Source organism: Anaeromicrobium sp., assembly GCF_025210435.1.
Classification (GTDB): Bacteria; Bacillota; Clostridia; order Peptostreptococcales; family Thermotaleaceae; genus Anaeromicrobium.
Genome location: NZ_JAOART010000123.1, coordinates 42,037 through 60,919, shown reverse-complemented (window position 1 = coordinate 60,919; position 18,883 = coordinate 42,037). Strand labels below are relative to the sequence as shown.

General features: G+C 32.3%; 16 protein-coding genes. All 16 read right to left on the bottom strand.

The genetic code is table 11. The features are described 5' to 3' along the window. Positions 1 to 216: 216 nt before the first annotated feature. The 16 genes from pnp to N4A57_RS15300 all read right to left on the bottom strand — a co-directional run bounded on the left by pnp (position 217) and on the right by N4A57_RS15300 (position 18,878). Entirely contained in the window at positions 217 to 2,328 is a 2,112-nt protein-coding gene (gene pnp, locus N4A57_RS15375; RefSeq protein WP_293658918.1) for a polyribonucleotide nucleotidyltransferase, read from the bottom strand. A gap of 242 nt (positions 2,329 to 2,570) precedes the next feature. After that, positions 2,571 to 2,834, bottom strand: a complete 264-nt coding sequence (gene rpsO / locus N4A57_RS15370) for a 30S ribosomal protein S15 (protein ID WP_442863864.1) — start codon at positions 2,832 to 2,834, stop codon at positions 2,571 to 2,573. A gap of 111 nt (positions 2,835 to 2,945) precedes the next feature. Continuing rightward, positions 2,946 to 3,887, bottom strand: coding sequence for a bifunctional riboflavin kinase/FAD synthetase (locus N4A57_RS15365; RefSeq protein ID WP_293658916.1), 942 nt, complete (start codon positions 3,885 to 3,887; stop codon positions 2,946 to 2,948). A gap of 12 nt (positions 3,888 to 3,899) precedes the next feature. Continuing rightward, positions 3,900 to 4,784 (bottom strand): tRNA pseudouridine(55) synthase TruB, encoded by an 885-nt coding sequence (truB, locus tag N4A57_RS15360; RefSeq protein WP_293658915.1) that lies wholly within the window; start codon positions 4,782 to 4,784, stop codon positions 3,900 to 3,902. Positions 4,785 to 4,804: 20 nt separating this feature from the next. Then, positions 4,805 to 5,770 carry a DHH family phosphoesterase gene (locus tag N4A57_RS15355; protein ID WP_293658914.1) on the bottom strand — a complete coding sequence of 322 codons (966 nt, stop codon included), beginning with the start codon at positions 5,768 to 5,770 and terminating at the stop codon, positions 4,805 to 4,807. Then, a complete protein-coding gene (gene rbfA / locus N4A57_RS15350; RefSeq protein WP_293658913.1) occupies positions 5,748 to 6,107 on the bottom strand; it encodes a 30S ribosome-binding factor RbfA in 360 nt (119 codons plus the stop codon). The genes N4A57_RS15355 and rbfA overlap by 23 nt, the downstream gene beginning before the upstream one ends. Before the next feature lie 19 nt (positions 6,108 to 6,126). Then, positions 6,127 to 8,067 (bottom strand): translation initiation factor IF-2, encoded by a 1,941-nt coding sequence (gene infB / locus N4A57_RS15345; protein ID WP_293658912.1) that lies wholly within the window; start codon positions 8,065 to 8,067, stop codon positions 6,127 to 6,129. A 30-nt stretch (positions 8,068 to 8,097) separates the two neighbouring features. Then, on the bottom strand, positions 8,098 to 8,403 hold the full coding sequence (locus N4A57_RS15340) for a L7Ae/L30e/S12e/Gadd45 family ribosomal protein (RefSeq protein WP_293658919.1): 306 nt from the start codon (positions 8,401 to 8,403) through the stop codon (positions 8,098 to 8,100). Next, complete coding sequence (gene rnpM / locus N4A57_RS15335; protein WP_293658911.1) at positions 8,393 to 8,668, bottom strand: RNase P modulator RnpM; 276 nt, start codon at positions 8,666 to 8,668, stop codon at positions 8,393 to 8,395. Before rnpM ends, N4A57_RS15340 begins: the two co-directional genes overlap by 11 nt. Before the next feature lie 15 nt (positions 8,669 to 8,683). After that, complete coding sequence (nusA, locus tag N4A57_RS15330; RefSeq protein WP_293658910.1) at positions 8,684 to 9,733, bottom strand: transcription termination factor NusA; 1,050 nt, start codon at positions 9,731 to 9,733, stop codon at positions 8,684 to 8,686. Positions 9,734 to 9,751: 18 nt separating this feature from the next. After that, on the bottom strand, positions 9,752 to 10,216 hold the full coding sequence (gene rimP / locus N4A57_RS15325) for a ribosome maturation factor RimP (RefSeq protein WP_293658909.1): 465 nt from the start codon (positions 10,214 to 10,216) through the stop codon (positions 9,752 to 9,754). 226 nt (positions 10,217 to 10,442) lie between these two features. Further along, on the bottom strand, positions 10,443 to 14,699 hold the full coding sequence (locus tag N4A57_RS15320) for a PolC-type DNA polymerase III (protein WP_293658908.1): 4,257 nt from the start codon (positions 14,697 to 14,699) through the stop codon (positions 10,443 to 10,445). 17 nt (positions 14,700 to 14,716) lie between these two features. Continuing rightward, on the bottom strand, positions 14,717 to 15,772 hold the full coding sequence (ispG, locus tag N4A57_RS15315; RefSeq protein WP_293658907.1) for a flavodoxin-dependent (E)-4-hydroxy-3-methylbut-2-enyl-diphosphate synthase: 1,056 nt from the start codon (positions 15,770 to 15,772) through the stop codon (positions 14,717 to 14,719). 39 nt (positions 15,773 to 15,811) lie between these two features. Continuing rightward, positions 15,812 to 16,813 (bottom strand): RIP metalloprotease RseP, encoded by a 1,002-nt coding sequence (gene rseP, locus N4A57_RS15310; RefSeq protein WP_293658906.1) that lies wholly within the window; start codon positions 16,811 to 16,813, stop codon positions 15,812 to 15,814. Positions 16,814 to 16,815: 2 nt separating this feature from the next. Then, positions 16,816 to 17,970, bottom strand: coding sequence for a 1-deoxy-D-xylulose-5-phosphate reductoisomerase (locus N4A57_RS15305; protein ID WP_293658905.1), 1,155 nt, complete (start codon positions 17,968 to 17,970; stop codon positions 16,816 to 16,818). A 122-nt stretch (positions 17,971 to 18,092) separates the two neighbouring features. After that, positions 18,093 to 18,878, bottom strand: a complete 786-nt coding sequence (locus tag N4A57_RS15300) for a phosphatidate cytidylyltransferase (protein ID WP_293658903.1) — start codon at positions 18,876 to 18,878, stop codon at positions 18,093 to 18,095. Between the last annotated feature and the right edge of the window lie 5 nt (positions 18,879 to 18,883).

Sequence of the window (18,883 nt, the reverse complement as noted above, 5' to 3'; positions counted from 1 at the left end):
TTATGAGTTTTAAAGCGAAAGTCTATATTATGCATAAATTCCATCCTCTCTTTATTCTCTTACTTCTATAATAATGGAATTTATGATAGATTTTTATACTTTATATTTGGTAAAATTAGTTATGCGAAATATGAGTTACATGGGTCTATTTCATGAAAATATGTTTGAGTTTTTCAAAAAAAAAAGAAAACATAAACCTTATGGTTTATGTCTTCCCTATTTCTGATTTGCCTTTTCTTTCTCTTTTTCTTGTTCTATTAAAACTGCTTTTCTAGATAAATTTACTCTTCCTTGCTTATCAATTTCAGTAACCTTAACTAGGATTTCGTCTCCTACTTTAAGGACATCTTCAACTTGTGGAATTTTCTCCTTAGCAATCTGAGAAATATGTACTAATCCTTCTTTTCCTGGTAGTACTTCCACGAAAGCTCCAAATTTAAGAATTCTCATTACTTTACCTAAATAAATTTGTCCAACTTCCACATCTTTAACAATGGCTTCTATCATTTTAATAGCTTTGTCTGCTTGTTCTAAGCTTTGAGCCATTATAAATACCTTTCCATCGTCATTAATATCAATTTTAACATCAGTTTCATCTATAATTTTATTTATAGTCTTTCCACCAGGTCCAATTAATTCTCTAATCTTCTCTGTGTTAATAGTCATACTTGTAATTCTAGGTGCATATGGGGACATTTCTTCCCTTGGAGTAGAAATAACCTCATTCATTTTATCTAATATATGTAATCTTCCAACTCTAGCTTGTTCTAATGCCCTAGTCAAAATCTCTTTATTTATTCCATGGATTTTAATATCCATTTGAATTGCAGTAACTCCATCCTTAGTACCAGCCACTTTAAAGTCCATATCTCCTAAGAAATCTTCCATTCCTTGTATATCACTTAAAATAGCAACTTTTTCATTTTCCTTAATAAGACCCATAGCAATACCTGCAACTGGTTCACTAATTGGTACTCCAGCATCTAATAAAGCTAATGTACTACCACAAACGGATGCTTGAGAAGAACTTCCGTTAGAGCTTAGTACTTCAGATACTAATCTAATAGTGTAAGGAAATTTTTCTTCACTAGGAATAACAGGAACTAAAGCTCTTTCTGCTAAGGCTCCATGTCCAATTTCTCTTCTACCTGGTCCTCTTAAAAATCTTGCTTCTCCTACACTATATGGTGGGAAGTTATAATGGTGCATATATCTCTTGCTTTCCCTTTCTCCTAGTCCATCTATAACTTGAGCATCTCCTATAGCTCCTAATGTGGCTACAGTTAAAGCTTGAGTTTGACCTCTAGTAAATAAGCCTGTTCCATGGGCACGAGGAAGTAATGATACATCACAAGATATGGGCCTAATTTCACTTTCACTTCTATTATCAGGTCTTATACCTTCATTAGTAATCATAGATCTAACTTGTTCTTTAATGATCTGACTAAGTACAGAATCTACATCCTTTAATTGCTCTTCATACTCTTCTTCAAAATGTAGTAAAGTTTCTTCCTTTACCCTGTCCATTTTTTCACTACGCTCTAATTTTTCTACAGTTTTAATTGCAGTTGCCATTTTCTCCGTAGCAAATATTCTCACCTTTTCATCTATTTCAGGATCTATTTTTTTCAGTTCCACTTCTCTTTTTTCTTTTCCAATCTCTGCAACTATTCCCTCTATAAATGAAATTATCTTTTTTATTTCTTCATGGGCAAACATGATAGCATTTAACATGATTTCTTCTGAAACCATTTCAGCTCCAGCTTCAACCATCATAATAGCATCCTTTGTTCCTGATACTACTAAGTGCATCTTGCTCTCTTGCCTTTGAGCTGATGTTGGATTTATTACAAACTCTCCATCTATTAATCCAATGCATACAGAAGCTGTTGGCCCATCAAATGGAATATCAGAAATTGATAGTGCCACAGAAGAACCTATCATAGAAACAATATCTGGTGTACAGTCTTGATCTACAGACATTACAGTAGCTATAACTTGTACATCATTTCTAAATCCCTTTGGAAACAATGGTCTTATAGGTCTATCTATAAGTCTAGCTGTTAAAACAGCCTTTTCAGTTGGTCTACCTTCCCTTTTAATAAATCCACCTGGAATTTTTCCAACAGAATAAAATCTTTCCTCATAATCTACACTAAGAGGGAAGAAGTCTATTCCAGCTTTTGGTTCATCTGATGCTACAGCAGTAACTAGTACTACCGTATCACCATATCTTAATACGGCTGAACCATTAGCAAGTTGAGCAACTTTACCAGTTTCAACTTCTAAGGTTCTATTACCAATGGTCGTAGTAAATGTCCTCTCCATTACTAACCTCCTATATTTTATAGTATACAATCTAATTCTACATAGTTTATATTATTTCCTACATATTAGATAAAATTCCTATACATTAAAATAAAAAAGTCTTACGAATAAAATATTCTTGTCGACTTTTATAAAATCCGTATAGTTAAATTAGATTATCACTATTTAAAATAAAAAATCAATTTTAATAAATTGATTTTCCTTAGTTAAAATAATAGAGCGGGAAACCCCGCTCAATAGAATTATTTTCTTAATCCTAACTTTGCAATAACAGCTCTGTATCTTTCGATATCTTTGTCCTTTAAGTAGTTTAAAAGATTTCTTCTCTTACCTACCATCTTTAATAGTCCACGACGAGAATGGTGGTCCTTCTTGTGTACTTTTAAATGCTCATTTAACTCATTGATTCTTGTAGTTAAAATAGCAACTTGTACTTCTGGAGATCCAGTATCAGTGTCATGTACTTTGTGAGCTGCAATTACTTCACTCTTTCTTTCTTTGTTCATTGTCATGTGTTTCACCTCCTTGATTATACAATCGCCTAAAGCCAGGTATAAGGTCGGTGACTCCATTTACCGAGCTTAAGGTTCCCTACAGATGTAAATTTTATCATATTATTACCAAATTGTAAACTGTCTTTTTTTGAAAAAATTTTTAGCTAGATCTATATCCTTTTTTAATTGAATAGTTAGATCTTCTACACTTGGAAATTTTTTTTCTTCCCTAATCTTATCTATAAAATGCACTTCTATGTTTTTACCATATATATTTTCACGGAAATTCATCACATGAGTTTCTATGTTAATTTCTCCTTGACTAAAAGTAGGATTATATCCCACATTAGTGATACTATCATATAATTTTCCGTCTATACTCACCTTTGTCAAATATACACCAGAAGACGGAGTTAGCATATTTTTCTCTAACTTAATGTTAGCAGTTGGCACGCCTATCTTACGTCCTACTTTTTTTCCTTCTACCACTTGTCCATTTATTGAATATTTTTTTCCTAAGAATAGATTAGCTCTTTGAATGTTTCCATCACTAATTAAATTTCTAATATTAGTGCTGCTTACAATTTGTCTTTGAATTTCAATAGAATCTATTTCATTTAATTCATAGTCGTATTCTTTTGATAATTCCCTAAGTAAGTGTGTATCTCCCTGTGCCTTATAACCAAACTTATAATTAAATCCCACAATACAACTCTTCATTTTTAATGTATTTTTTAAAATATCTCTTATAAAACTTTCTGCCTTTAACTTCATTTGAAATTCATCAAAGGGCACTAACACTACATAATCTATACCCAGTTCACTTAATGTACTTAGCTTCTTATTTAAATTCATTATTCTCTTTGGTGCCCCATCCTCACTTGTAAAAGCTCTAGGATGATTTGAAAAGGTATATACTACACTTTTTAAGTTTCTGAGTCTACATGTCTCTACTAAATTCACAAGTAGAGTTTGATGTCCTATATGTACACCATCAAAATTGCCTAAGGCAACCCCCGTATCCTCACTAATATTCACATCACTTAACTTTCTTATTACTTTCATTTTGTTGCCCCTTTAATGAAATACTCTGTCTGTATGAATATATACATTCCTATCCTTATCTTTTTTTACTCTTCCTATGGCTATAAACTTATCCTTGCTGTACATTCTTACCAGGTCATCTTCTTTAAATTTTTCATTTTCTTTTATATTTTTCATATATATGGTATTTCCATTTAAAAGAAATCTCTCGGCCCAGTCGTGTACTATTACCTTAGGAAAAGATTCTATTGGATAATCTAGGGAGTAAAGCTTTTCCTCTAATTCTTCTATAGATAAGTTCTCTATATCTTCTATAGTAACTGTATCTTTTAAGCTAAAACCACCTGTTTGAGTTCTTAAAAGAAAGGTCATATGTGCCCCACATTCAAGTTTATTACCTATATCTTCACATATGGTTCTAACATAGGTTCCCTTAGAACATTCCACATCAAATAATATATTGTTACCTGAAATTTTAATAACTTCAATATTGTATATACATATTTTTCTGCTTTTTCTTTCTACAATTTTACCTTCCCTAGCCAACTCATACAATTTTTTCCCATCTTTTTTTAAAGCAGAATACATGGGAGGAGTTTGAAGAATTTCACCTTTAAACTCTTCAAAAACTCCAAGTATTTCTTTCTCGTCTACATTCACTGGTCTTTCATTAACTATAGTACCCCATCTATCCTGTGTATCTGTATTAGATCCTAAGACCATTTCACATCTGTATTTTTTTCTATCATTAAGTAAATATTGACTTACTTTTGTAGCCTGCCCTATACATATGGGTAAAACTCCACATGCCATTGGATCTAGTGTGCCCGTATGGCCTACTTTTTTTATTTTTAATGTTCTTCGTATTAACCCTACCACATCATGGGAAGTCATATTAGGAGGTTTTAGTATATTCATAATTCCATTCACTATATCACCTACAAGTATTCTTCTATGTTCTCTATTATGATTTCATTAACTTTTTTAATACTATCATTTATCAAACAACCAGCTGCTTTTTTGTGGCCTCCTCCTCCAAATATGTGAGCAATTTTACTTACATCCACATCATATTTAGATCGAAGTCCTACCTTAACCTTTTTTTCTTCCAGTTCTTTTAATAGTACACTTACCTCTACTCCCCATATGTCTCTTCCCATTTCAATTAATCCATCCGTATCCGATATGCCCATTTTGTTATTTTCTAGCATTTTCTGTGTCACATGCATAATAGCTACTTTTCCGTCATAATAAAATTTCATAGTATTTATGACATCCTTTAACAACTTAACCTTGTTTATAGGTTTATTTTGATACAACTCCACATTTATAGAGTTCACACTGATTCCTACATCTATTAATTCTGCTACAATTTTATGAGTCTTAGATGTGGTATTGTCGTATTTAAAACTACCCGTATCTGTTGACAAAGCAGTATAAAGACAAGTAGCTATTTTTTTGTCCATATGTACATTTAAATTCTTAATAAGGTCATATACTATCTCACCAGTGGCTGCTGCCTTTGGATCCACTAAATTATATTCACCATAAAAATCATTAGTGATGTGATGATCAATGTTAATGGTATTTCCCTTAAGGTATTCGCTTCTCTTTCCTAGTCTTTCTGTATCGCTAGAATCTATAGTAATACATAAATCATATTGAAATTCATATGCCCATTCATTTATTCCTTCAAATTCAATAAATTTAATGTTATTAGGTAAAGGTTCATCCATTATAATCTTAACGTCCTTGCCCAGGCTTTTAAGAGCTAAACACAGTGCCATAGACGAACCAATAGTATCACCATCAGGCATAATATGAGGAAGAATTATGATTTTGTTAGATGTTTTTATCACCTTTATGATTTCAATTAATCTATTATTCATTATCAACACCATCATTGATTTTTTTTATCAATCCGGATATATACATTCCATTTTCTATTGAGTTATCATTTTCAAAAATTGGTTCTGGTGTATATCTTAACTTCAGTTGTTTTCCAATTTCCCTTCTGACAAATCCACTAGAATTATTTAATGCTTCTAGTGTTGACTCTCTTTCCTTCTCATTTCCAAACACACTAACATAAATGTTTGCATATCTTAAATCACGTGTTACTTTTACCTCTACAATACTAGTTAGTGAAGAAATCCTAGGGTCTTTAAGTTCATTCATTATCATTTGGCTAACTATCTTTTTTATTTCTCCAGCTATCCTATTAGCTCTCATATACCCCATTTTTTATCACCCTTCTTTACTAGTCTCTTTTAATTTCTTCTATTATATAAGCTTCTATAATATCTCCTTCTCTAAGATCATTATAGTTTGCAATTCCTATACCGCATTCGTATCCAGTTTGAACTTCCTTTGCATCATCCTTAAATCTCTTAAGTGATGATACATCTCCTTCAAAGATTACTATTCCATCTCTTACTAATCTCATCTTAGCATTTCTAGCCATCTTACCTTCTTTCACATATGCACCAGCTATAGTTCCAATGTTAGGTACTTTAAATGTTGCTCTTACTTCTGCTTTACCTATAACAGCTTCTCTAAATTCTGGATCTAGCATACCCTTCATTGCCTTTTGCACATCTTCTATAGCTTCATAGATAACCCTATAAATTCTTACATCTACATTTTCTCTTTCAGCCATGTTAGATACTGCAGATGATGGTCTTACATTAAATCCTATTATAATAGCATTAGAAGCTGTAGCCAGTAGAATGTCTGATTCAGTAACAGTACCTACACCACCATGAATTACATTTATTTTAACTTCATTATTGGATAATTTAGCTAAAGATTGTTTTACAGCCTCAACAGAACCTTGAACATCTGCCTTAACAATTATATTTAGTTCTTTAACTTCTCCTTCTTGAATATGCATAAATAAATCTTCTAATGATACTTTTGTAGTAGCATTTAAGTTAGCTTCTCTAAACTTAGCTTTTCTCTTTTCTCCAATTTGTCTTGCAAGCTTATCACTTTTAACTGCATTAAAAGTATCTCCCGCATTTGGAACATCTGATAAACCTAATATTTCAACTGCAGTTGATGGGTTAGCTTTTTTAATATTTTTACCCTTATCATTTATCATGGCTCTAACTCTACCAAAGGAAGCACCTGCCACAATAGGGTCTCCAACCTTTAAGTTACCCTTTTGTACTAAAACAGTAGCCACAGGCCCTCTACTCTTATCAAGTTTCGCTTCAATTACAACTCCAGTACCTAATCTATTAGGGTTGGCTTTTAATTCTTGCATTTCTGCTGCCAACACTATCATTTCTAAAAGATTGTCAATACCTTCACCTTTAAGTGCAGATACGGGAACAGAAATAGTGTCGCCACCCCAATCCTCCACTAAAATTCCATGTTCAGATAATTCTTGCTTTACTCTATCTGGGTTTGATCCTGGTTTATCCATTTTATTTATAGCCACAATTATTGGTACTCCTGCAGCCTTAGCATGGTTTATAGCCTCTTTAGTCTGAGGCATAACACCATCATCTGCTGCTACAACCAATATGGCTATATCTGTAATACTAGCTCCTCTAGCCCTCATAGATGTAAAGGCCTCATGTCCTGGTGTATCTAAAAATACAATTTTCTTACCGTCTACATAGACCTCTGATGCACCTATATGCTGAGTAATTCCACCTGCTTCTTTAGCAGTTACATTAGTCTCTCTAATAGCATCTAAAAGAGATGTTTTTCCATGGTCAACATGCCCCATAACAGTTATAACTGGTGGTCTATCTTTTAAATCCTTTGGATCATCTTCAAAATCCTCAATCCCATATTCTGCTTCTTCTTCCTCTGCACCTTCTAATTTAACAGCTACATCAAATTCTAAAGCAAGAGTTTCAGCCGTTTCAAAATCTATTTCTTGGTTTATAGTTGCAAATACGCCCATAGATACTAACTTAGTCATGACCTCAGTAACTGACTTGCCTATTTTATCACAAAAATCCTTTACAGAAATACTCTCTGGCAATCCGATTGCATTTTCATCGTCTGCAGAGTTCATATTTCCCTCACCAGATTTGTAAAGTTCCTTAATAATTTCTATAATATCATCTTCTAAAGTGCTCATATGATTTGTTACTTCCACATCATATTCTTCTAATTTACTTATAAGTTCTTTGCTTGATATGTCTAATTCTTTAGCTAATTGATATACCCTAGTTTTTGACATATGCATTCACCCCCAAATTTATTTAGGCTATTAATTGGTTTCTATGAGAGAACATATTTTTTCTGAAAAACCCTTATCCCTAACTGCATAAACCGCCCTATTGTACTTTCCAATGGCATGGGAAAGTTCTTCTCTTTCTCCATATACTAAAAATTTAATGTTCCTATATGCGCATGCATCCTTAAATTTCTTTTTAGTATTCTCTGAAGCATCATCTGCCACAATGACTAAATTTATTTTTCCTTTTTTTATATCCATAAGACAAGTGTCTTCTCCGGTCATGAGATTTCCTGACCTTTGTGCTAACCCTAGCATAGAATAAATTTTATTTTTCATCACCTTTTATCTCTCCACATAGTTGTTCATATATTTCTTCTGAAATTTCTTGACTAAACGCTCTATTTAAACCTCTTTTTTTCTTAAGTTTATTAAAGCACTGAATATCATCACATATATATGCGCCTCTGCCAGCTAATTTACCTGTTTTGTCTATACTTATTTGACCATCCTTTGATCTTACAACTCTAATTAATTCTTTTTTTGGCTTACTTTCCATACAACCAAGACATTGTCTAAGAGGAATCTTTTTGGCTCTTACCATAATATACCTCCTTGATTATATTTCTAAAGACTGGCTATATTGTGATTCACTTTTGATATCAATTTTCCAATTTGTGAGTTTTGCAGCTAATCGAGCATTTTGCCCTTCTTTTCCTATTGCTAAAGATAATTGATAATCAGGAACCACAACTAAAGCTGTTTTTTCTTCTTCATTGACAATTACTTTTAATACTTTAGATGGACTCAATGAACTTGCTATAAGTTCTTCAGGATTTTCACTCCATTTTATAATGTCGATTTTTTCTCCCTTTAACTCATTTACAATAGTCTGTACTCTCACACCTTTGTGTCCCACACACGCTCCCACAGGATCTACATTTTCGTCATGAGAATATACAGCGATTTTACTTCTAGAACCTGCTTCTCTTGATATGCTCTTAATTTCTACAACACCATCATGAATTTCAGGTACTTCTAATTCAAACAATCTTTTAACTAATCCTGGATGTGTTCTAGATACTAATATTTGAGGTCCCTTTGTAGTCTTTTTAACTTCTACAATATATGTTTTTATTCTATCATTATGATTATAAGTTTCTCCTGGTATTTGTTCTGTAGGAGATAAAATAGATTCTGCTTTACCTAAGTTAATATATACATTACCTTTGCTCATTCTTTGTATAATACCAGTGACAATTTCGCTTTCCTTGTTTACGAATTCATCATATATAATACCTCTTTCAGCTTCTCTAATTCTTTGTACTACTACCTGTTTAGCAGTTTGAGCTGCTATTCTACCAAAGTTCTTTGGAGTCACTTCTCTTTCAATCATGTCTCCAATTTCGTAGTTTCTATCAATTTCCTTTGCTTCCTCTAGGCTAATTTGCAGTAACTCATCCTCTACAAATTCCTCTACGCTCTTAGCTGAAAAAACTCTAACCTCTCCTGTTTCCCTATTTATGTACACCTTAACATTTTGTGACGTTCCATAGTTTCTTTTATAAGCAGAGATTAATGCAGCTTCTATAGCGTCTATTAATATTTCCTTAGATATGCCCTTTTCCTTCTCTATTTGCTCTAATGCGTCAATAAAGTCTGCATTCATTTGCCACACCTCCTTAATTTAGAAAATAACAGCTAATTTAACTTTAGAAACTTTGTTTCTTCCTATATTAATTATATTGTTATTTTCATCTTTTACTTTAATTTCATTATTTTCTAGTCCTAACAATTCACCTTGAAGGACCTTTTTGCCCTCATATGGAGCATATAAAAATATTTCTATCTGTTCACCTTTATATTTCTCAAAATCTCTATCCTTTTTAAGTGGTCTATCTATTCCTGGTGAAGATACTTCTAAATAGTAATTATGTTCTATAGGATCTACTTCGTCTAATTTCTTACTTATTTTTTCACTTACTAATTGACAATGATCTAATCCTATACCTCCGTCTTTATCTATGTATAATCGTAAAAACCAATGTGGTCCTTCTTTTACAAATTCCACATCAACTAATTCAAATTTATTTTCTTCTATGATAGGAATAGCCAATTCTTCTACTATTTCCACAGTACGCTTCTTTGACATAATATCCCTCCCTTGTTTTATTTCTATATACATATTTTTATAAAAGTTTAAATATATTATTCTCTATGATTTCTTAATAAATGCAAAGAGTGGGTTTTTCCCACTCTTTTTAACAGAAAATTATATGATTATCGTTTTAATGATATCACATATGAAATAGTGACGCAAGTGTAAAATAGAGTTTAATACAGATTAAGGCATATTACACATATTTAATCTATAACTATTAAAACAAACTTAACTGATTAGTTTCTGGTACTCCCTTTAAACATCCATGGTTCTTTAATGTTTCTATTACAGTCTTAGTAACCTTGGCCCTATTTCTTAGATCCTCCATAGAGATAAATTCTCCATCATCCTTGCATTCATATATACTCTTTGCAGCATTTTCCCCAACACCTTGAAGTGCAATTAATGGTGGTAGTAATTTTCCATCTTCTATTTGAAATTTATTATAATGGGATTCATATACATGAACCCTTTTAAAATCAAAATCCCTTGAATACATTTCATTTACCACCTCTAAAACTGTGAGTAAGTCCTTTTCCTTTTGGGTAAGGTTATTTTGCATACTCTCTAATTCTTTTATTTTTTCTCTTACAGTTTCTTTTCCCTTAACAACTAATTCTGCATCAAAATCAGATGCTTTAGTGGTAAAATATGTGGCATAGAAAGCCAGAGGGTGGTGAACTTTAAAATATGCCAATCTAAAGGACATCATAACATATGCAACGGCATGAGCCTTAGGGAACATGTATTTGATTTTTTTACATGATTCTATATACCAACTAGGAACTTTATTTTCGACCATCATTTCTTCATCTTCCTCTGATAAACCCTTACCCTTTCTAACCTTTTCCATTATTTTAAAGGCAGATTTAGGAGGAAGTCCCTTTAATATAAGATAGTTCATAATATCATCCCTAGTAGATATAACATCCTTTAATTGGGCTATATTTTGTCTTACCAAATCCTGTGCGTTATTTAACCATACATCCGTTCCATGGGATAATCCACTTATTCGAACCAGTTCTGCAAAGGTAGTAGGCTGTGTATCCACAAGCATTTGTCTTACAAATTTAGTTCCAAATTCTGGTACCCCAAGACTTCCTACTTCACACTTAAAATCCTCATCTTGTATTTTAAGTGCCTTTGGAGATGTGAATATACTTATAGTTTCCTCATCTCCTAAATCTATATGGGTTGGGTCTATACCTGTTATGTCCTGAAGCATCCTTATAATAGTGGGAACATCATGACCTAGTATATCTAGTTTAAGTATTCTACCACTTATGGAGTGATAATCAAAGTGCATTGTTATTACCCCAGATGAACTATCATTTGCAGGATATTGGATAGGAGAAAAATCAAATACATCCTTATAGTGAGGAACAACCATAACTCCACCTGGATGTTGCCCTGTAGTTCTTTTAACTCCAGTACACCCCTTTGATAATCTATCTATCTCTCTGAAATTTACAATTTTTTCCCTTTCGTCGTGGTATTTTTTCACAAAACCATAGGCTGTCTTTTCTGCAATTGTACCAATGGTTCCTGCCCTATATACATGACCCTCTCCAAATAATTCTTCCGTATATTTATGGGCAGTTGGTTGATATTCCCCTGCAAAGTTTAGATCTATATCAGGCTCTTTATCTCCTTCAAAGCCTAAGAATACTTCAAAGGGAATCTCATGACCATCTTTTATATACACACTTTCACATTTAGGACAATTTTTATCTGAAAGGTCTGCTCCACTACCAATGGAACCATCTGTTATAAACTCTGAGTGTTTACACTTTGGGCACACATAATGGGGTGGTAATGGATTAACTTCTGTTATATCACTCATAGTAGCTACAAAGGAAGAACCTACAGAACCCCTTGACCCTACTAAGTATCCATCTTCTAGGGATTTAGTAACAAGTTTTTGTGAAATTATATACATAACTGCATAACCATTACTAATAATGGAGTTTAACTCCCTATCAAGTCTTTTTATTACAATCTCTGGAATAGGGTCCCCATAGATTCTTTTGGCCTTTTCATAGCACATGTTTCTCAAATCCTCGTCAGATCCATCTATAATAGGAGGATAAGTACCTTCAGGGATTGGTAATATTGATTCTACCATATCTGCTATTTTATTAGTATTAGTTATTACCACTTCCCTTGCCATATCTTTACCTAAATAACTAAACTCTTCTAACATTTCTTCAGTAGTTTTAAGATGCAGGGGTGTTTGTTTGTCCGCATCTGAAAAACCTTGACCTGCCATTAGAATTCGTCTATATACTTCATCTTTAGGGTCTAAGAAGTGTACATCCCCCGTTGCCACAACAGGCTTATTCAGTTTTTCTCCCAGGGCCACAATTTTTCTATTAGTATCTTTTAATTCTTCTTTATCTGCCACAAGGCCCTTTTCTATTAAAAATGTATTATTGCAAATAGGCTGTATTTCAAGATAATCGTAAAATTTAGCTATTTCCTCTATTTCTTTTTCACTTTTATTACTCAATATGGCTCTATATAATTCACCTGCCTCACAGGCCGTTCCAATTATAAGACCCTCTCTCATACTTGATAATAGTGATTTTGTTATTCTTGGTCTTTTGTAGAAGTTTTTAATATGGGCCTCTGAAATTATTTTGTATAAATTTTTAAGACCTATATAATTTTTCACTAATATTACAATATGATAAGTATCTAGTTTTTTCACATCTACCAAATCTGAATACAATTTATTTATTTTGTCTAGTCTATTTATATTCTTTTCCTTTAGCATTCCTAAAAATTTTATAAAGATTTCCCCTGTGGCCTTAGCATCATCAACAGCCCTATGGTGATTAACTAGTGCTATTCCCAATTCCTTAGCCACTACATTTAGTTTATACCTCTTTAGTTTTGGCAATAGTATTTTAGAAAGCTTTAATGTATCTAGTATAGGATTATTAAAGGATATATTTATTCTTTCGCAATTCTCCATTATGAAGGAAGTATCAAAACTTGCATTATGAGCAACTACAGGATAGTCCTTTATAAATTCCATGAATCTAGGAAGAATATGTTCTATAGTTGGCTTGTTTCTAACCATTTCGTTTGTTATTCCAGTGAGTTCAACGATTTTTAATGGAATAGACTTTTGTGGATTTATTAACTCATTGAATGAATCTATCACTTCACCATCTTTAATCTTTACAGCCCCAATTTCTGTGATTTTATCATTCTTACTTGAAAGGCCTGTAGTCTCTATATCAAAGACTATAAAAGTTTGGTCTAAATCTAAATTATTAGGATTTACAACTATGGGTTCTCCATCATTTGCTAAGTACCCTTCCACCCCATATATGACCTTTATATTATTTTTCTTGGCAGCAGACATGGCTTCTGGAAAGGCTTGTACTACACCATGATCTGTTATGGCAATAGCCTTGTGACCCCACTTAGCAGCTCTATTTACTAAAGATGTGGCAGAAACTACACCATCCATGGAACTCATTTGGGTATGGGCATGTAACTCTACCCTCTTTTCCTTTTCAAAATCCTCACGTATATCTATTGGCATGCTTTTCATCACATCTCTAGCCATTACGATTACTTCTTTAGAGAAGGTATCATATCTTGCTTCTCCTCTGATTTTATAAAATTGACCTTTCTTGAATAAAGCTTCAGTTCCTTCCTTATCTTCTTTCTTTATAAATAACTTTACTCCAATAGTACCCTTATAATCAGTTATACTAATGTTAAATAAGAATTTGCCACTTTTAAGTTCCCTAATTTCCATATCTATTAGTTCACCTTTAACGACTACCATTCCTGACTCATCTGTTATTTCATATGTGGCAATTTCTCCATCTGTAATCTTTTTACCAATAGAATCAATAATGTTATTTTCTTCGTCCTTTTTTGTATTAGACTTAAAACTAGATCTTTCTTCCCTTACTACCATATCCTTTACCATAGACTGTGTTTGGGCATCTTTTTCTTTCAAGTATTCTTTTATATCATTGTTCTTCATCAAAAATTGTATTTTAAGATCTTCATCAAAGGCGTTTCTAATGTTTTGCTTAATAAAATAATCTATACTTTTATTTTTCAAATAATCTATGCCCATATTATTCTCTAATAGTATATTTAAATATTCATTTTCAAATTCCATTTTAGGTTTGTTTAACCAAGCTACTATAGATGGATGTTCATCCTTTAGTGCATGTACTATGTTAGGCCAATAGGATCTTATATTATCCCTTACACTTAAATTCTTATATTTTATTTTAAGACTTAACTGACATATAAAATTCAGTTCTTTTAGTATATTTCCTTTTAATACATCTAATGATTCATTATTTATTATTTCGTCTGCATTTATTATTATATTTAATTCCTTCTTCTTTTTATCGTATACAATTTTGTCAACTATACTATTGTCCTTTGGTACTTTATCTGAATTAAACTTCTTAGATAATTCCTTTAATCTAAGCAATTATTTTCTCCTTTCTCCTACATCTTACTTATCTCTTCTAATAAGACTTCTTCAACCTTATTCTCATCTATCTTTCCTACTATTTTCCCCTTTTTAAATAGTAGTGCACTACCATTTCCACCGGCTATACCTATATCTGCTTCTTTAGCCTCACCTGGGCCATTTACTGCACAGCCCATTATGGCTACTGAAATGGGTTTTTGAATATTTTCTAGCTTTTTCTCAATTCGCCCAGCCAATTCTATTAAATTTATTTGACATCTTCCACAAGTAGGGCAAGATATCATATTAATTCCAAAGTTTCTTATTCCTATTGATCTTAATATTTCTCTCCCTACCTTTACTTCCTCTACAGGGTCTCCCGTTAAGGATACTCTTATAGTATCTCCTATTCCATCTAATAAAAGGGCTCCTATACCTATTGATGACTTAATAGTCCCCTTGTATATGGTACCAGCTTCCGTCACTCCCACATGTAATGGATAATCAACTTTCCTAGACATTAACCTATAAGCATCTAATGTCAATTTAACATCTGATGCCTTTAATGATATTATAATATCATTAAAGTTTAACTTTTCTAAAATTGCCACATGGTCTAGGGCACTTTCTACTAGGGCCTCTGCTGTCACTTTCCCATATTTATCTAGTATTTTTTTATCTAAAGAACCCCCATTTACACCAATTCTTATGGGTATGTTTTTCTCCTTAGCTTTTTTTACTACCATCTCTACTCTCTGAGCACTTCCTATATTACCAGGATTTAGTCTTAATTTATCAATTCCATTATCCATACACTCTAGTGCTAATCTATAGTCAAAGTGTATATCTGCAACTAATGGCACATTAACTTGTTTTTTTATTTCAGAAACGGCCTTTGCAGCCTCCATGTCAGGTATGGCAATTCTAACAATTTCACAGCCTGCCTCTATTAATTTGTTTATTTGATTTACTGTAGCTAATACATCCCTTGTATCCGTATTAGTCATTGATTGAATTAAAATAGGAGAGTCACCTCCAATGGTAACTTCTCCAACATTAATTTTTTTTGTGATTTTTCTATTAATTCTCATATTATTCAACTCTCTTCATAAGATAGTTATACCCATAGGTTAAAACACAAATCTTCCTAAGTCTTTCCATACCATAAAAATCATTAATCCCATAAGTAATACAAACCCTGTAAAATGAATCATACCTTCCTTATCGGGGTCTAGGGGTTTACCATTAATTGCCTCAAATAGTAAAAATATTATTCTACCTCCATCTAAAGCTGGTATAGGTAATAGGTTAACCATTCCTAAGTTTATGCTAATTAATCCCGTTAAAAATAATACATTATATATATTAGTTTTAGCAGCCTCTCCAACTAAATGAATAATACCTACAGGACCTACCACTTCACTAGCTGATGCCTTACCTCCAAATAATCTACTGAAGAAACTAAACATTTCACCTATTATAAAAATTATTCTGTCAAAGCTATTTTCAATAGATTTAATAATTGATTTTTCAATTTTGGGCGATATACCTATTATCCTTCTATTGTCTTCTTTATTTACTGCAGGAGTTATATATACATGTTCGCTTTTATCATTTCGTTCATAGGATATTTTTATATCATCCTTTGACTCACTTATATTCTTAACAATTTCATCCCAAGTACGTACTTTTTTATCATTTATAGCTATTATTTTATCTCCACTTTTAAGTCCTGCTTTATAAGCTGGTAAATCCTTTGTAGCTTCTGCCACTACAGTAGTTGCAAATCCTACTGAATAAGATATTGTACTAAATACTATGACAGCCAATACAAAGTTCATTAAGGGTCCTGCTATTATGACACCTAGTCTTGCCCATAGGGGTTTATTATTAAAGCTTCTTTCATCAGATGATTTTTCATCTTCTCCTTCCATTTTAACGTATCCGCCTATGGGAAGTATCCTTACTGAGTATCTTGTTTCTTGGCCCTTATAACTAATAATTTTAGGACCCATGCCAATTGCAAATTCATGAACCTTTATACCTACAAGCTTAGCCACACTAAAATGTCCAAATTCATGAAAAAGTACTAATATGCCAAAAACCAAAACGGCAACTATGAATGTTGTCATAATTACACTCCTTTAAATTTATTTTTCACAAAGTCTCTAGACCATTTGTCAATCTGGATAATATCTTTCACATTAAAATTATATTTAGGAACATGTGCTTCTAGCACTTCTTTTATAGTATCTGAAATATCATAAAATTTAATTTTTTCTTGTATATATAATTCTACTAATTCTTCATTTGCACCATTTAATACAGCAGGATAGCTTCCACCTTTTTTCAGTGCTTCATATGCCAGTTCTAGGCATGGAAAAGTTTCTGTATCTGCTTTTTCAAAGGTAAGTTGCCCTATTTTGTAAAAATCTGTTCTTTCATAGTTATTCTTTGTTCTTTTAGGATAAGTTAATGCATATTGTATAGGAACCCTCATATCAGGGTAGCCCATCTGAGATATTATGGAAGAATCCTTATATTCTACCATAGAATGAATTATGCTTTGTGGGTGTACTACCACTTCTATTTGTTCTGGTTCCACATCAAATAACCACTTTGCCTCTATGACCTCAAGGCCCTTATTCATTAAAGTAGCTGAATCAATACTAATTTTCTTACCCATATTCCACTTAGGATGTTTTAAGGCTTCATTTACCTTTTTATCCTTTACTTCATCCCTTTTTAGTCCTCTAAAAGGTCCTCCTGAGGCAGTTAAAATAACCCTATTAATATCCTTGTTCTCATACCCAGAAAGGGATTGAAATATGGCACTATGCTCACTATCTACAGGCAATATTTTAACCTTGTTTTTCTTTGCTGCATCCATAACTATTTTACCAGCTGTTACTAAGGTTTCCTTATTAGCCAGTGCTATATCCTTTTTAGCTTCTATAGCTTTCATAGTAGGTACTAGACCTACCATTCCAACTACTGATGTTAAAACTATTTGAGTTGACTTTAGTGTAGCCACCCTATTTAAACCTTCTATACCACTTAAAATTTCCACATCCATATGAGAAATTCTTTTTTTTAACTCCATAGATTTCTCTTCATCCATAAGTGCTACTACTTTTGGATTAAACTCTCTTATTTGTTTTTCTAATAAATCTATGTTTTTTCCTGCCGTTAATCCCACAACTTTAAATTTTCCCTTATTACTTCTAACCACCTCTAGTGCCTGTGTTCCAATTGAACCTGTGGAACCTAAAATGCTAATATTCTTCATTAGACCATCCTTTCATTTATCTTATGGATTTATTAATGAATATATAACTTAATCTCCTAGTACTTTTTAATACTACTTATGAAAAATAGTAATTTGTCTATTATAAACTTATTTTTTTCATATTACAGCATAAATGTAACATAGTAATAAACTAATGGTGCTGTAAATAATATACTATCAAATCTATCTAATATGCCTCCATGTCCAGGCATGATTTTTCCATAATCTTTAATTTCACAATATCTTTTAAACATAGATGCTACTAAATCACCTATTTGTCCTAATATACTTCCTATTAACCCTATTATGGCAAAATGAATTACATATTTAGGTATAAAGTAATAAGAATATATGATACTTACTAATACACTTCCTAAAATACCTCCAAGGGCACCTTCAATTGTTTTTTTAGGGCTAATTTGAGGACATAGTTTATTCTTCCCAAATAAATAACCTGTGAAATATGCGCACGTATCAGTGGCCCATGCAATTATAAAAATAAGCCAAACAAACTTACCATAGTTTTCATTCTTAGTCATTAAAGCTATATGATTTGCCAAAAAAGATACATAGAACAATCCCGTTATGGTAACTACAGTATCCTTAATTGTAAACTTATTGTCTAATACCATTTTTACTAAGGCAAGGGCTCCCATAGAAAAAAACCATAAGGGTAAGAAGCTAATAGGTTCATGACTAAACATATTTATTGCAAATAGGGCTATACAACTGATTATGCCTATACTCTTTGATGGCTTAATTTCAATGTTATTAAATGCATTAAAAAACTCTATAATAGCTAGAGTCGATACAAGTAATACGCCTATTGTCAACGTGTTGTCTCCTTTAAACACCACATATAGAAATATTGGAATTGCTACTAACGCTGATATTATCCTAGTTAACACAATTT

Bases quoted from the DNA above. Each gene is read 5' to 3' on its own strand.
- N4A57_RS15365 (WP_293658916.1), bottom strand. From the start codon at position 3,887: ATGAAAGTAATAAGAAAGTTAAGTGATGTGAATATTAGTGAGGATACG.
- nusA (WP_293658910.1), bottom strand. From the start codon at position 9,733: ATGAATGCAGACTTTATTGACGCATTAGAGCAAATAGAGAAGGAAAAG.
- N4A57_RS15355 (WP_293658914.1), bottom strand. From the start codon at position 5,770: ATGATGGTGTTGATAATGAATAATAGATTAATTGAAATCATAAAGGTG.
- rbfA (WP_293658913.1), bottom strand. From the start codon at position 6,107: ATGGGGTATATGAGAGCTAATAGGATAGCTGGAGAAATAAAAAAGATA.
- truB (WP_293658915.1), bottom strand. From the start codon at position 4,784: ATGAATATACTAAAACCTCCTAATATGACTTCCCATGATGTGGTAGGG.
- N4A57_RS15305 (WP_293658905.1), bottom strand. From the start codon at position 17,970: ATGAAGAATATTAGCATTTTAGGTTCCACAGGTTCAATTGGAACACAG.
- pnp (WP_293658918.1), bottom strand. From the start codon at position 2,328: ATGGAGAGGACATTTACTACGACCATTGGTAATAGAACCTTAGAAGTT.
- rnpM (WP_293658911.1), bottom strand. From the start codon at position 8,668: ATGGTAAGAGCCAAAAAGATTCCTCTTAGACAATGTCTTGGTTGTATG.
- N4A57_RS15340 (WP_293658919.1), bottom strand. From the start codon at position 8,403: ATGAAAAATAAAATTTATTCTATGCTAGGGTTAGCACAAAGGTCAGGA.
- rseP (WP_293658906.1), bottom strand. From the start codon at position 16,813: ATGACAACATTCATAGTTGCCGTTTTGGTTTTTGGCATATTAGTACTT.
- rpsO (WP_442863864.1), bottom strand. From the start codon at position 2,834: ATGAACAAAGAAAGAAAGAGTGAAGTAATTGCAGCTCACAAAGTACAT.
- infB (WP_293658912.1), bottom strand. From the start codon at position 8,067: ATGTCAAAAACTAGGGTATATCAATTAGCTAAAGAATTAGACATATCA.
- ispG (WP_293658907.1), bottom strand. From the start codon at position 15,772: ATGAGAATTAATAGAAAAATCACAAAAAAAATTAATGTTGGAGAAGTT.
- rimP (WP_293658909.1), bottom strand. From the start codon at position 10,216: ATGTCAAAGAAGCGTACTGTGGAAATAGTAGAAGAATTGGCTATTCCT.